The organism is Thiohalobacter sp., from assembly GCF_027000115.1.
Classification (GTDB): domain Bacteria; phylum Pseudomonadota; class Gammaproteobacteria; order Thiohalobacterales; family Thiohalobacteraceae; genus JALTON01.
The window spans coordinates 25,132-38,444 of record NZ_JALTON010000037.1; the positions used below are offsets into that span (position 1 = coordinate 25,132).

Sequence of the window (13,313 nt, forward strand, 5' to 3'; positions counted from 1 at the left end):
GCCGGGGCAGGCGATTTTTTCGGACTCGGCAGCCGGGGTCGAAAGCGGCTTCGACAGGATCCGGCAAGCATTCCGGCACGATCCGTGCTAGGATGCACATCCGCATCGCCGCTCGGTCAGCGATCGCGGCCTCGCGGTCCCCCATTCCGGCAAGCCTCGAAGTCAAACCCAGTGAATTGCGTCTGGACCGAATCCCCCCGGGGGCACAGACGGTTCCAGGAGCATTATCCATTGAATACCTTCCAGTCCCTCGGCCTGTCGGCCGAGCTGTTGCGTGCCCTGTCCGATCAAGGCTATGAGTCCCCTACGCCCATCCAGGCCCGTGCCATTCCGCCGGCCCTGGACGGTGCCGACCTGATGGCGGCCGCCCAGACCGGCACCGGCAAGACGGCCGGTTTCGTGCTGCCGATGCTGCAGCGGCTCGGCGCCTCGCAACGTCGCGGCAAGGCGCCGCGCGCGCTGGTGCTGACCCCGACCCGCGAACTCGCCGCCCAGGTGGCCGACAGCGTCCGCGACTACGGCCGGCATCTGCCGCTGCGTTCGGTCACCGTCCACGGCGGGGTCAGCATCACTCCCCAGATCAAGCGCCTGCGCCAGGGCGTGGATGTGCTGATCGCCACGCCCGGTCGTCTGCTCGACCACCTGAACCAGCGCACCGTCGATCTGTCCGCCATCGAGATCCTGGTGCTGGACGAGGCCGACCGCATGCTGGACATGGGTTTCCTGCCCGACATCCGGCGCCTGCTGGCGGCGATTCCGAAGGCACGCCAGACGCTGCTGTTCTCCGCGACCTTCTCCGACGAGATCAAGCGCCTGGCGCAAGGTCTGCTGAGATCGCCGCAGGTGATCGAGGTCGCCCGTCGCAACAGCACCGCCGTTGCAGTCACCCAGCGCGTGCATCCGGTCGACCGCGATCGCAAGCGCGCCCTGCTGTCCTATCTGATCGGTGCCGGCAACTGGCGCCAGGTGCTGGTGTTCACCCGCACCAAGCACGGCGCCAACCGGCTCGCCGAGCAGCTCGAGCGTGACGGTCTGAGTGCCACGGCCATTCACGGCAACAAGAGCCAGGGTGCGCGTACCCGGGCCCTGGCCGACTTCAAGCGCGGCAAGGCGCGGGTGCTGGTGGCGACCGACATCGCGGCGCGTGGTCTGGATATCGATCAGTTGCCGCATGTCGTCAACTACGAGCTGCCCAACGTGCCCGAGGATTACGTGCACCGCATCGGTCGTACCGGTCGCGCCGGCAACTCGGGCGAGGCCGTTTCTCTGGTGTGCGTGGACGAGCACAAGCTGCTGCGCGACATCGAACGCGTGATGAAGCGCAGCATCGACAAGGTGGTCGTCGAAGGCTTTGAACCCGATCCCTCCATTCGCCCCGAACCGATCCGGCAGGGCCGGCGCAACCATGGTGGCAACGGCGGGCAGCGGCACAAGTCGGGCGGCAGTGGCCACGCCGCGCGAGGCACCCGTCGCCACGAGAGCGACAACAGCAATCCCCGTCGTCGACGGCCCGGCGGTGGCAAGCGTCAGGGGGGCGGACGTCCGGCCGGTCGGCGAGACTGATTTGGTCGTACAGGAGACTGGGTTCGCCTGGTGCCGTGCCCGTGCGCGCGGGTTTCCCGGTTACGTCTGGCGATCTGCGCATGGCGGAGGCGGGCGGCGAGATGGGGCAGGCGCATGGTTGCAAAATCTTCGCGCGGCTACAATTGTGGTAAATGGATCGAGGGTACTGAAATGAGCGTTTCCGTCCGCATCGACGACACCCTGAAGGCCAACCCGTCCGGGTTGGCCTTGCGGTATTGGTGGAGGCGGCGGGAATCGACACTTAGGACCTCCTGCGGAGGTCCATCAAGTGTACCTGCGCCTCGCTTCGGCAACCCGCAAACGCGGGCTCTCATCCACACCACCCCCACCAGACAAAAAGGGCCGCCTTGCGGCGGCCCTTTATGTTTGGTGCTGGATGGGTCTCCCGCTACAAACCTTCGCTTCTGAGAAGGATGATGATGCCTTATAGAGCGTGATAACTGATTGAGAAGCCAGCGGAAAGCTGCGTGCCTTCAATCCTGACCTTTGCCCGTAAACCGCCATAGCGGCCAACCGATTCGATTCCGACACCCGGAATCGAACCCTTATCCCGTAACTTGCTATTCATGCCCCCACGAGCCTTCATGAGCCTCCCGAATCCGACATTAGGAGGCAGCCATGGAAATTCGCCATCTGACCCAACGCGAACTTGCCGCACGCTGGCGCCTGAGTGAGGCTACTCTCGAGCGCTGGCGTGGAGAGGGGCTTGGCCCCCAATATCTGAAACTGCATGGCCGCGTGCTATACCGAATCGTTGACGTTGAAGCCTATGAGGAACAGTGTCTGAGGTCTTCGACGGCAGAGGCAGCAAACATGGGCCCTCGCCTGGTGAAAGATTCTGCAAGTTAGTGAAGCTGGCGCCAAGTGGTATCGCGATATAACGCATTGTTTGTAAAGGGTTAAGCATGTCAAGAGTTGCTGCGGGCCACTGAGGGTTGAAAATGTTTGCGATATCGCATATATTGCAAACATGACAGATACAGATTCCTTGCCAGCAACGCTTCGCGCCATTCGCGCCAAGCTCAATCTCACTCAGGAACAGCTCGCAGAGCGTCTGGGTGTTTCCTTTGCCACAGTCAATCGCTGGGAGAGTGGGGGCACCAGGCCCCAGCGGGCGGCCAGGGAGGCCATCGCCGAGTTGGCGCGGGAAGCGGACATCGAGGGGCCTCAGGATGCATCGGAAGCGGCGGTCAGGGTGTCGCGGCGACGAAAGCGGCGTCCGGCCAGTAGCGAGCCCACCACGAAGCCGATGGAACAGATGCTCTGGGATGCGGCCTGTTCCATTCGCGGCGAAAAGGATGCTGCGAAGTTCAAGGATTATCTGCTCCCCCTGCTGTTCCTCAAGCGCCTCTCTGATGTCTTCGATGACGAAATAGACCGCCTCGCCGAGGAATACGGCGACCGGGAAACCGCCCTCGAAATCGCCGAGTCGGACCATTCCCTGCTACGGTTCTACCTCCCACCCGAGGCTCGTTGGGGGATCATTAGCGGGCGGGAATCCTACGATTGGCCCCTGGATCAGAAGGGCCGTTCGACCGCGCCCAAGGATATCGGCGAGCACCTGACACGCGCGGTGCGGGCGGTGGCCAAACACAACCCGGCGCTGTCGGGCGTCATCGACGTGGTGGACTTCGCCGCCGAGCGTAACGGCGAGCGCGACATCAATCCCGCCAAGCTGCGTGGGGTCGTCGAAACCTTCTCCGATCCGCGCTACCGGCTGGGATTGGCCGATGTGCAGCCCGATTTCCTTGGGAGGGCCTACGAATACCTGCTGCGCAAGTTCGCGGAAGGCTCGGGTCAGAGCGCTGGCGAGTTCTTTACCCCGACCGAGGTGGGTTTCCTCATGGCCCATATCCTCCGGCCGAGGCCTGGTGAGACCTGCCACGATTACGCTTGCGGTTCGGCAGGCCTACTCATCAAGTTGCAGCTCGTCGCCCGCGAACTCGATCCCACCAGCCGGGTGCCGCTCAAGCTGTACGGACAGGAACTCCAGGCCGAGAGCTACGCCGTCGCGCAGATGAACGCCATCATCCACGACATGGAAGTGGAACTCGCACGCGGCGACACCATGATCAACCCCAAGTTTCGCAACCCGGATGGCACGCTGAAGCAATTCGATATCGTCGTCGCCAATCCCATGTGGAACCAGCCCTTCAACACGGACATCTTCGCCAACGACCCCTTCGACCGCTTCCGCCCGGCAGGGGGCATCACCAGCGGCAAGGGTGACTGGGCCTGGCTGCAGCACACACTGGCCTGCATGGATGACGATGGCCGTGCGGCGGTGGTGCTCGACACGGGCGCGGTCACCCGAGGCTCGGGATCGAAGAACGAAGACAAGGAGCGCAATATCCGCAAATGGTTCGTCGAGCACGACTACATCGACGGCGTGATCCTGCTGCCGGAGAACCTCTTCTACAACACCACCGCCGCCGGCGTCATCGTAGTACTGAACAAGCGCAAACCGGCCTCCCGCAAGGGCAAGATCGTGCTGCTCAATGCCAGCAAGCGTTTCAGGAAGGGCCGGCCCAAGAACTACCTGCCCGAGGAAGACATTCGGCCTCTGGCCGCGATGTACTTGAAGGGGGAGCCGGTCGAGGGTGAGCTGGCAGTGATCACCATTGAGCAGGCGCGGGAGGCGGATTACAACCTGAGTCCGAGTCGGTGGGTGGAGCAGATATCTGATGCTGAACACGGCTCGGTTAAAGAATTAGTTAGTGAATTGAAGAAGTTGTCGATCGCAGCACACGAAGGCGACCAAGCACTATTCTCCCTGTTGGAGAAGCTTCAATGAGTGGTCGGATCAGTACTGTCAGACTCGGCGATCCAGGGGTCGCAGAGGTTATTCTTGGTCAGTCACCGCCTTCATCGTCCTATAACGATGTGGGTGATGGCCTGCCTTTCTTTCAAGGCAAGGCAGATTTTGGTCTGTTGCATCCAATTCCTAGGAAATGGTGTAACGCTGGGAGAAAGTTTGCGGCGGCGGGAGATATCCTGATGTCCGTCAGGGCGCCCGTTGGTGATGTGAACATTGCTACCAGCGATTGCGTCATCGGCCGCGGTATTGCTGCGATCCGCGCCGGGTCAAGAACTGATCCATGGTTCCTCTATTTCGCATTGTTCTATTCAAAGCCAGTCCTCGAAGGAAGAGCTACGGGGTCGACGTTTGCAAGCGTCAACAAAGCGACTTTGAACGACCTCGATATCCCCTTTCCTGAGAGAGCCGAGCAGGTAGCCATCGGATTGATACTTCGGAACCTCGTAGAGAAGATCGAACAAGAGGGTTCGATTATTTCAACAGCCCATAATCTTAAACGTGCCGCCATGCGTGAGCTGTTCACGCGTGGCCTGCGCGGTGAGCCGCAGAAGGAAACTGATATTGGGCCGGTGCCGGAGAGTTGGGCTGCAATACCCGTTGCTCAGCTCGGAGTCGTCAAAGGCGGCAAACGGATGCCGAAAGGTGTTTCACTTGTTCGGGAGAATACCGGACGTCCATATATCCGCGTCACTGACTTCAAGGATCACAGTGTGCGTGACGAAGGTATTCTGTTCGTTCCGGTTGGTTATGAAGACGTCATTCGTCGCTATCGAATTTCCAGTAAAGACGTCTATATTTCAATCGCTGGTAGCATTGGTTTGGTTGGCCAGGTTCCAGAACATTTGGATGATGCGAATCTTACGGAAAATGCGGCCAAAATCGTGTTCGAGCGCGATGATGTACTTCCCCAGTATGTGATGTATGCGTTGGCGAGTGACGCTTGTCAAGAGCAGATCGGACGTGCCACGTCCAAGAACGCACAACCCAAGCTGGCTCTAAGTCGCATTGAGCAAATTCTCGTTCCGTTTCCCCCCATGCTTGAAGAACAAAAGGAAGTCGTTTCTGTACTGGATGCTATTGGACGCAAGATCGACCTGCACCGCAAGAAACGCGCTGTGTTGGAGGAACTTTTCAAAGCCCTGCTCCACAAGTTGATGACCGGCGAGATCCGGGTCGACGAACTGGACCTGTCGGCGCTGGAGGGTGTCGGTACCGATTCGGGCGGGGTGGCGGCTTGAGCCGGTGCGCCTACATCTTTCTCGACGAGGCAGGGAATTTCGATTTCTCGCCTACCGGAACCCGCTACTTCGTGCTCACCAGCGTGAGCGCTCGCCGTCCTTTCGCCCCGCACGGGCCATTGGACGACTACAAGCACGACTGCCTGGAGTATGGACTCGATACCGAATATTTCCACTGCGCCGAGGACAATCCACGGGTGCGCCGCCGGGTGTTCGAGCTGATTGCCGCCCATCTGGATGGACTGCGGATCGACAGCCTGATCGTGGAAAAGCCCAAGACCGGCCCTGCGCTTCGGGAGGACAGGCGCTTCTATCCAGAAATGCTGGGCTATCTACTGAAGTATGTGCTGCCGAGGGAGCTGAACGGCGATACCGAGGAGGTGATCGTCATCACCGATACCATTCCGGTGCAAAAGAAACGTCGTGCCATCGAGAAAGCGATCCACGGGACACTGGCTGAGATGTTGCCGGCGGGGATGCGCTACCGCGTGCTGCACCACCAGTCTCGCTCCCATTACGGCCTGCAGGTGGCGGATTACTGCTGCTGGGCGGTATTTCGCAAATGGCAGAGAGGGGAGACGGAGCACTACGACCGGATCAGGCCGGCGCTGCGGAGCGAGTTCGATATTTTCCGCACAGGAACAAGGTATTACTACTGATATGGGTTTTGCCACGCCACAAAAAACGACCCCCCCGACTACTCCGTTACCGGAGAGAGCCCCTTGGGCTCTTGTCATCGGGGGGGGACCTTTGAGTACCAGTATAGCTGTCGGCTACCGTCAAGTCCACTTGACTTTTTCCGGCCCCGGAGGTGCGCCATGACCACCCTCAAGATCAGCGAGGCTGGCACGGTGCAGTTCCCCATGGTGCGCCACGTCGAGGAGATTGGCTGGACGACGTTGACGCCCTATGAGGCCCTGGCCAGCCGCGGGGGCGAGGCCGGCGCCTTCCTTCGGGACGTGCTGGAGGCCAAGCTGGCCGAGTTCAACCCGTGGCTGTCGGCGGACGCGGTGCGGGCGGTGGTGGAGAAGCTGGATGCCCTGCCGGCCACCATCGAAGGAAACCGTGAGCTGCTGGCTTGGCTGCGGGGCGAGCGCCAATGGTACGACGAGGCCGAGAAACGCCACCGGCGGGTGCAGCTCATCGACTTCGATAATGTTGAAGCCAACGCTTTTCACGTGACCTGGGAATGGAAAATCAAGCCCCCGGCGCGCAAGGGCAACCGTGCAGACCTGATGTTCGTGGTCAATGGTGTGCCCGTGTGTATCGTCGAGCACAAAAACCCCAAGGACGGTAATGCCATCGAGCGGGCGATCCAGCAGCTGCGTCGTTACGAACTGGAAACACCGGAGCTGCTGGCCGCCCCCCAGCTCTTCAATGTGACGCATCTGCTCGACTACTGGTACGGGGTGACCTGGAACGTGAATCGGCGTTTCATGGCGCGCTGGAAACAGCAACCCGACGAGACCTATCGTTTTGCTGTTCAGTCGTTCTTCGAGCGCACGGACTTTCTGCGCACCTTGCAGCACTGGATCCTCTTTTACGTTCAGGACGGGGAGACGCGCAAATCGGTCCTGCGCCAGCACCAACGGCGCGCCATCGATGCCATCCTCGATCGGTGCCTGGACAAGGCCAGGAACCGTGGCTTGATCTGGCACACCCAGGGCTCCGGCAAGACCTTTACCTTGCTGTCCGCGGCACGACAGATCCTGGAAGACAAGGCCCGATTTGGCAATGCCACCGTCATGCTGGTCGTGGACCGCACCGAACTGGAGGGCCAGCTCAAGGGCTGGGTCGAACGGCTATTGGGGGAGATGCAACAGCAGGATATCGCGGTAAAACGGGCCAACAACAAAGCAGAATTGCAGGCCCTTCTGGATGCCGACTTCCGTGGCCTGATCATCTCGATGATCCACAAGTTCGAGGCGATAAAGAAGGACAGCTGCACCCGCGACAACGTCTATGTCTTCATCGACGAGGCCCATCGTTCCGTGGCCAGGGAACTGGGGACTTACCTGATGGCCGCCGTGCCCAATGCTACTATCATTGGTTTCACTGGAACCCCAATTGCCCGTACCTCACAGGGCGAGGGGACCTTCAAGATCTTCGGTGCCCAGGACGAGCGGGGTTACCTCGACAAGTATTCGATCGCAGAGTCCATCGAGGATGAAACCACACTGCCAATCAAGCACATGATGGCCCCGAGCACGATGACCGTGCCCGCCGAGCAACTGGACAAGGAGTTTTTCGCCCTGGCGGACAGTGAAGGCGTGACGGATGTCGAGGAACTCAACAAGGTGCTCGACCGGGCAGTGGGGCTTCGCACATTCCTGTCCGCGGACGACCGCATCGAAAAGGTGGCAGCGTTCGTTGCGGAGCACTTCAAGGAGAACGTGCTGCCATTGGGGTACAAGGCATTTCTCGTTGCAGTCAATCGCGAGGCCTGCGCCAAATACAAGGAAGCCTTGGACAAACGCTTGCCCCCTGAGTGGTCGCAGCCCGTGTATACGGCGAATGCGGCGGATGCCATCGACCGTCCTTTGGCCGCCAAGCATCAACTCTCTCCGGAAAAGGAGGAGGAAGTCCGGCTCCTCTTCAAGAAGCCGACCGAGAACCCCAAGATCCTGATTGTCACAGACAAACTGCTCACGGGGTACGATGCGCCGCTTCTGTACTGCCTCTATCTCGACAAGCCAATGCGCGACCATGTGCTGCTGCAGGCGATAGCCCGTGTCAATCGTCCCTACGTGGACGACAAAGGCGTGCAGAAGCGCGTGGGGTTGGTGGTGGACTTCGTGGGTGTGCTCCGCGAGCTCAAGAAGGCCTTGCAATTCGATTCCAGTGATGTGAGCGGCGTCATCGAAGACCTCGATGTCCTGCTTCATGACTTCCAGGAGAAGATTGCAGACGCTGAGAAGGAGTACCTCGAGGCTGGAACAAATGGTGGTTTGGACGAACGGTTGGAGCGTTTGGTCTATGGTCGTTTCCTCGATCCGGAGGCACGCAAGGCCTTCTTCGACGCCTACAAGGACATCGAGGTCTTGTGGGAGATTTTGTCTCCATCGCCCGAGCTGCGCGACCACATCGCTACCTATAAACACCTGAGCCAGCTGTATGCGGCAGTTCGCAATGCCTACTATGCCGAGAAGGTGGGGTTCGTCGCGGATCTTGCCTACAAGACCCGACGGTTGATCGAGGAGAGTGCAACACAGGAAGGTCTGGGCCGACTCACAAAAAGCGTGACGTTCGACGTCCAGACTCTGGAATCATTGCGTAGTGAGAAAGGACCCGACGAGGGAAAGGTGTTCAACCTGGTGCGGGGGTTGCAGCATGAAATGGACGAAAATCCAGAAACCGCACCCGTATTACAGCCCCTGAAAGATCGTGCCGACCGCATTCTCAAGGATCTCGAGGAGCGCAAGACCACGGGCTTGGCAGCCATGGACCTGCTTGCGCAACTTGCGGAGGAAAAGGAGGCTGCACTCAGGTCGGCACAAGAGAGCGGTTTGTCGCCACGGGCCTTCTCTGTCTACTGGACACTGCGCCAGGATCGGGCGCTTGCTGAAGCTGGGATTGACGCGATGGAAATCGCAAAGGAGACCGAAGATCTGCTTATCCGCTTTCCCAATGCGGCAGTGAATTCGGATGAGCAGCGGCGCTTCCGGGCGGCTCTCTACAAACCCCTTCTGGCGCTTTCCAAGGAAGAGCGCGCCCGCGTTGTTGAACTCGTGGTCAAATTATCACTGACGGAGAGTGAATGATGAAGGCCAATGGGACGGGGCGGCGTGAGAAGGGGGCGAGACCTCGAGCGGTATCTGCAAAGAGCTCGCTCTATCCGGCTCAGGAGCTCAAACGTCGCACCATCGCGTGGGCGGTCAAGCTGCGTGTCAATCCAAAGGTGGTTCGGGTTCAGGAAATGCGTCGCAAATGGGGTTCATGCTCATCAGCGGGTACAATTACCTTGTCAGCGGACCTTGTTGAACAGGATGAGCGTTTCCAGGATTACGTCATCGTTCATGAACTATTGCATCTCCGCTATTCAAGCCATGGGCGGGTTTTCAAGGCACTGATGAGTGCACATGTGCCGGGGTGGCGTGAGCTTGAAATGATACGATATTGAGACGGGTTCTACCCTCTGTTTACTCATCCGGCCCGCGATGGGCCGTCTCCTCCTCATCCACCCAGTCCTCCTCGACCCAGGTCATGCCCTTGCGACCCGGGACCTTGCGAGGGGCACCTGCCTTGTAGCACATGCAGCTTTTGGGGCCATAGCAGAAGGTTTCGAAACGGTAGCGATAGGAGGGGTTCCAGGGATCGATGAGCAACTCCACCGGCATTCGGCAGCCCCAGATACAGCTCGTGCACTTGGCCTCATAGGTGCGCGGGTCCAGGCGCCGGTGTCCCCGGGCCCGGTAGGTGGGCAGATCCGGCGGCACGCCATGGAAGGGCGGTCCAGCCGGTGCCTCATCTGCCACCTCCTCCAGCACCTTGAGGCCGCTGGTCTTGTAGTAGCCCGCGGTCTCCATCCTGGGATCGGCCACCGGGACCGAGGCGCCGCTGACCACCATGCCGGCCTGGAACCGGTGCTTCTCCTGGGCGGCCTTGCCGATGGCGACCAGGAATTCACCGGTCTCGTCTCCAAGGCTTCCCTCGATGCGCAGGACATACCCCAGATAGTTGTGCGTGCGCTCATCGAAGGAGCGCAACAGGCGGATACGAGGCTGCACGCCGAGGAGGCGGCCTTGCCAGGCGAGCTTTGCGGTCGAGGGTTTCTTCATACAGATTCGTCACGCTCCCTGCACGATCAGTCTGCGACAGTGTACCCGCCGGGTAGCAATTCATGCCATCTAACCTTCCGCTCCGTCCGCGTATAACCTATTGATCTCTCGAATTGTTTAGCTCTCGACTTCCGGACTTCGCTACATGCTCGCCCTCTCGAAAACAGAGAGGAACGGCCGGATCAGAGAGAAATCCCGGGCAGGATAGGGTGCAGAGGCGGCTCTTGAAGTCAGCAGCTTTCCGCAGGAATTCGCGGCAATACAAAGCCTTCGGCAACGAAAAAGGCCAACCCGGATGGGTTGGCCTTGGGAATTTGGTGGAGGCGGCGGGAATCGACACTTAGGACCTCCTGCGGAGGTCCATCAAGTGTACCTGCGCTTCGCTCCGGCAACCCGCATACGCGGATTCTCATCCACACCACCCCCACCAAACAAAAAGGGCCACCTTGCGGCGGCCCTTTATGTTTGGTGGAGGCGGCGGGAATCGAACCCGCGTCCGTGAGCTCTCCGCCCTCGGCTCTACATGCTTATCCGCGTCTATTCGTTTAACCCATGGCTACCCGACGGGCAGGGAAAACCATGGGCGATCCCGGTTGGGTTTTAACGGATCCGCGCCGGGAGCGCTTCACCGCGATCCTGTGAGAGTCGACGCCCCGAACCTGAACGCACAGGCACGGCTTCAGTGGGACGGCACCCTACTGGGTTTTAAGCAGCGAGTGCGTAGTTGTCGTCGTTGGCAACTATATTTTGCAGATGGATTTACGAGGAAATCTGCATCCTCGGCATGCACCTCGGGTTTCGCAACCCACGTCGAAACCAGGTCGCCCCCGATTTCGCACGTTTGGACGCCCGCCGGGGCGGGAAGTTCCACCCGAATGTTAGGGGCGGGCGGGGTACTTTACAAGGCCCGGCGGTTCAGCGGCCGCCGGATTTCATGATCCGCTGCTTCTCCCGCTGCCAGTCCCGTTCCTTGAGGCTGGCGCGCTTGTCGTGGGCCTTCTTGCCCTTGGCCAGGCCGATCTCGACCTTGACCCGGCCCCGCTTCCAGTACAGGGCCAGCGGGATCAGGGCGTAGCCCTTGCGCTCCACAGCGCCGATCAGCTTGTTGAGTTCTTCGCGGTGGAGCAGCAGCTTGCGGGTCCGGGTGGGATCGGGGTGGATGTGGGTGGAGGCAGTGGGCAGGGGTGTGATGTGGGCGCCGAACAGGAAGGCCTCGCCGTCCTTGAGCAGCACATAGGCATCGGTGATCTGCACCTTGCCGGCGCGCAGGCTCTTGACCTCCCAGCCCTCCAGCGCGATCCCGGCCTCGAAGCGTTCCTCGATGCCGTACTCGTGGCGGGCCTTCTTGTTGAGCGCGATGGTGCTGCCGCCGCCTGCCTTGCCTTGCTTCTTCTTTTTCGCCATTGGCGCATTATACGCAGCCGGGTCGTTCCGCTCACCCGGAAAATGCGCCAATTGGTTGAGACAAGGAGGGATTTCCCGGACAATGGGGCGAGTTTCCGGGAGGGAGATTCGGGCACATGGCGCGTCGCACCTCGGTCCACGGCGAGTGGTCGTCGAAAATGGCCTTCATCCTGGCGGCGACCGGTTCCGCGGTCGGGCTGGGCAACATCTGGCGTTTCCCCTATGTCACCGGCGAGAGCGGTGGCGGCGCCTTTGTCATCATCTACCTGATCTGCGTGGCCGCGGTGGGCCTGCCCATCATGATTGCCGAGATCATGCTCGGCCGGCGGGGGCGCCAGAGCCCGCTCAATACCATGCGTACCCTGGCCACGGAGGAGGGTGCGACGCCGGCCTGGCAGTACGTGGGCTGGCTGGGGATGGCCGCAGGGTTCCTGATCCTCTCCTTCTACAGCGTGGTGGCCGGCTGGACCCTGGCCTACACGGTGCGCACCGCGGCCGGCATCTTCGACGGCCAGACTGCCGACGGGGTGCAGGCCATCTTCACCAGCTTCATCGGCGACCCCGAGCGTCTGCTGGGCTGGCACACCATCTTTATGGTCATGACCATCATCGTGGTGTCGCGGGGGGTGAAGAGCGGGCTGGAGCAGGCGGTTCGCTTCCTGATGCCGGCCCTGTTCGTGCTGCTGGTGGCGATGGTGGGCTATGCCATGAACACCGGGCAGTTCGAGCAGGCCATCGATTACCTGTTCAAGCCCGATTTTTCCAAGGTGACCTGGGAGGTGGTGCTCAAAGCCATGGGCCAGGCCTTCTTCAGCTTGAGCCTGGGCATGGGTGCCATCATGATCTATGGCTCCTACCTGTCGCACACCGCGTCCATTGTGAAGACCGCAACCATCATCGCCGGCATGGATACGTTGGTGGCGGTGCTGGCCGGGCTGGCCATCTTCCCGCTGGTGTTCCAGTACGGCCTGGCGCCCTCCGGTGGACCGGGACTGATCTTCATGACCCTGCCCATCGCTTTCGGGCAGATGCCCGGCGGTGCCTTCGTGGGTGCGGCCTTCTTCCTGCTGCTGGTGTTTGCGGCCTGGACCTCGGCCATCTCGCTGATGGAGCCGGTGGTCACCTGGCTGGTGGAGAACCGGGGCATGAACCGGGTCAAGGCCTCGGCCTGGGCCGGGCTGTTTGCCTGGCTGCTGGGAGTGGTGTCGCTGTTGTCGCTGAACGTCTGGTCCGGTGAGCAGTTCCAGTTGTTCGGCATGCCGTTCATGGACCTGGTCGACTGGCTGACGGCCAATGTCATGCTGCCGCTGGGCGGGCTGCTGATCGCCATCTTTGCGGCCTGGGTGATGTCGCGGGATGCCAGCCGTGCCGAACTGGGCCTGCCGGAAGGCATGGGCTATACCGCCTGGCGGGTGCTGGTGCGCTACGTCACCCCGGTGGCGGTGATCCTGGTGCTGTTCAACCAGACCGGCCTGATCTGAGTGCCCCGCG

The 13,313-nt window shown here is 60.8% G+C and carries 10 protein-coding genes and 1 other RNA gene; 8 read left to right on the forward strand and 3 right to left on the reverse strand.

What is annotated here, in order from left to right; all coding sequences use genetic code 11:
* Window positions 1–231: 231 nt before the first annotated feature.
* The 7 genes from MVF76_RS05605 to MVF76_RS05630 all read left to right on the forward strand — a co-directional run bounded on the left by MVF76_RS05605 (window position 232) and on the right by MVF76_RS05630 (window position 9,760).
* The gene (locus MVF76_RS05605; protein WP_297527815.1) at window positions 232–1,563 is read left to right on the forward strand and encodes a DEAD/DEAH box helicase; all 1,332 of its coding nucleotides are present in this window, start codon (window positions 232–234) and stop codon (window positions 1,561–1,563) included.
* Window positions 1,564–2,202: 639 nt separating this feature from the next.
* Window positions 2,203–2,433 (forward strand): helix-turn-helix transcriptional regulator, encoded by a 231-nt coding sequence (locus tag MVF76_RS12985; protein WP_317622937.1) that lies wholly within the window; start codon window positions 2,203–2,205, stop codon window positions 2,431–2,433.
* A gap of 121 nt (window positions 2,434–2,554) precedes the next feature.
* Window positions 2,555–4,378 (forward strand): N-6 DNA methylase, encoded by a 1,824-nt coding sequence (locus MVF76_RS05610; RefSeq protein ID WP_297527816.1) that lies wholly within the window; start codon window positions 2,555–2,557, stop codon window positions 4,376–4,378.
* On the forward strand, window positions 4,375–5,640 hold the full coding sequence (locus MVF76_RS05615) for a restriction endonuclease subunit S (RefSeq protein WP_297527817.1): 1,266 nt from the start codon (window positions 4,375–4,377) through the stop codon (window positions 5,638–5,640). Before MVF76_RS05610 ends, MVF76_RS05615 begins: the two co-directional genes overlap by 4 nt.
* Complete coding sequence (locus MVF76_RS05620) at window positions 5,637–6,299, forward strand: DUF3800 domain-containing protein (RefSeq protein WP_297527818.1); 663 nt, start codon at window positions 5,637–5,639, stop codon at window positions 6,297–6,299. Before MVF76_RS05615 ends, MVF76_RS05620 begins: the two co-directional genes overlap by 4 nt.
* Window positions 6,300–6,458: 159 nt before the next feature.
* Window positions 6,459–9,401 carry a type I restriction endonuclease subunit R gene (locus tag MVF76_RS05625; protein ID WP_297527819.1) on the forward strand — a complete coding sequence of 981 codons (2,943 nt, stop codon included), beginning with the start codon at window positions 6,459–6,461 and terminating at the stop codon, window positions 9,399–9,401.
* A complete protein-coding gene (locus MVF76_RS05630; protein ID WP_317622940.1) occupies window positions 9,401–9,760 on the forward strand; it encodes a M48 metallopeptidase family protein in 360 nt (119 codons plus the stop codon). Before MVF76_RS05625 ends, MVF76_RS05630 begins: the two co-directional genes overlap by 1 nt.
* 19 nt (window positions 9,761–9,779) lie before the next feature.
* On the opposite strand, the gene MVF76_RS05635 is transcribed toward MVF76_RS05630, so the two are convergent.
* From MVF76_RS05635 to smpB, 3 genes are all read right to left on the reverse strand, one after another.
* The gene (locus MVF76_RS05635; protein ID WP_297527821.1) at window positions 9,780–10,418 is read right to left on the reverse strand and encodes a hypothetical protein; all 639 of its coding nucleotides are present in this window, start codon (window positions 10,416–10,418) and stop codon (window positions 9,780–9,782) included.
* A 466-nt stretch (window positions 10,419–10,884) separates the two neighbouring features.
* Window positions 10,885–11,247: a transfer-messenger RNA gene (gene ssrA, locus MVF76_RS05640) on the reverse strand.
* 86 nt (window positions 11,248–11,333) lie between these two features.
* Complete coding sequence (gene smpB / locus MVF76_RS05645) at window positions 11,334–11,822, reverse strand: SsrA-binding protein SmpB (RefSeq protein WP_297527822.1); 489 nt, start codon at window positions 11,820–11,822, stop codon at window positions 11,334–11,336.
* Window positions 11,823–11,938: 116 nt separating this feature from the next.
* Between smpB and MVF76_RS05650 the strand changes: the two genes are divergently transcribed.
* Window positions 11,939–13,303 (forward strand): sodium-dependent transporter, encoded by a 1,365-nt coding sequence (locus tag MVF76_RS05650; RefSeq protein WP_297527823.1) that lies wholly within the window; start codon window positions 11,939–11,941, stop codon window positions 13,301–13,303.
* Window positions 13,304–13,313: the final 10 nt, after the last annotated feature.

Bases quoted from the DNA above. Each gene is read 5' to 3' on its own strand.
- MVF76_RS05625 (WP_297527819.1), top strand. From the start codon at position 6,459: ATGACCACCCTCAAGATCAGCGAGGCTGGCACGGTGCAGTTCCCCATG.
- MVF76_RS05615 (WP_297527817.1), top strand. From the start codon at position 4,375: ATGAGTGGTCGGATCAGTACTGTCAGACTCGGCGATCCAGGGGTCGCA.
- MVF76_RS05610 (WP_297527816.1), top strand. From the start codon at position 2,555: ATGACAGATACAGATTCCTTGCCAGCAACGCTTCGCGCCATTCGCGCC.
- smpB (WP_297527822.1), bottom strand. From the start codon at position 11,822: ATGGCGAAAAAGAAGAAGCAAGGCAAGGCAGGCGGCGGCAGCACCATC.
- MVF76_RS05635 (WP_297527821.1), bottom strand. From the start codon at position 10,418: ATGAAGAAACCCTCGACCGCAAAGCTCGCCTGGCAAGGCCGCCTCCTC.
- MVF76_RS05650 (WP_297527823.1), top strand. From the start codon at position 11,939: ATGGCGCGTCGCACCTCGGTCCACGGCGAGTGGTCGTCGAAAATGGCC.
- MVF76_RS12985 (WP_317622937.1), top strand. From the start codon at position 2,203: ATGGAAATTCGCCATCTGACCCAACGCGAACTTGCCGCACGCTGGCGC.
- MVF76_RS05630 (WP_317622940.1), top strand. From the start codon at position 9,401: ATGAAGGCCAATGGGACGGGGCGGCGTGAGAAGGGGGCGAGACCTCGA.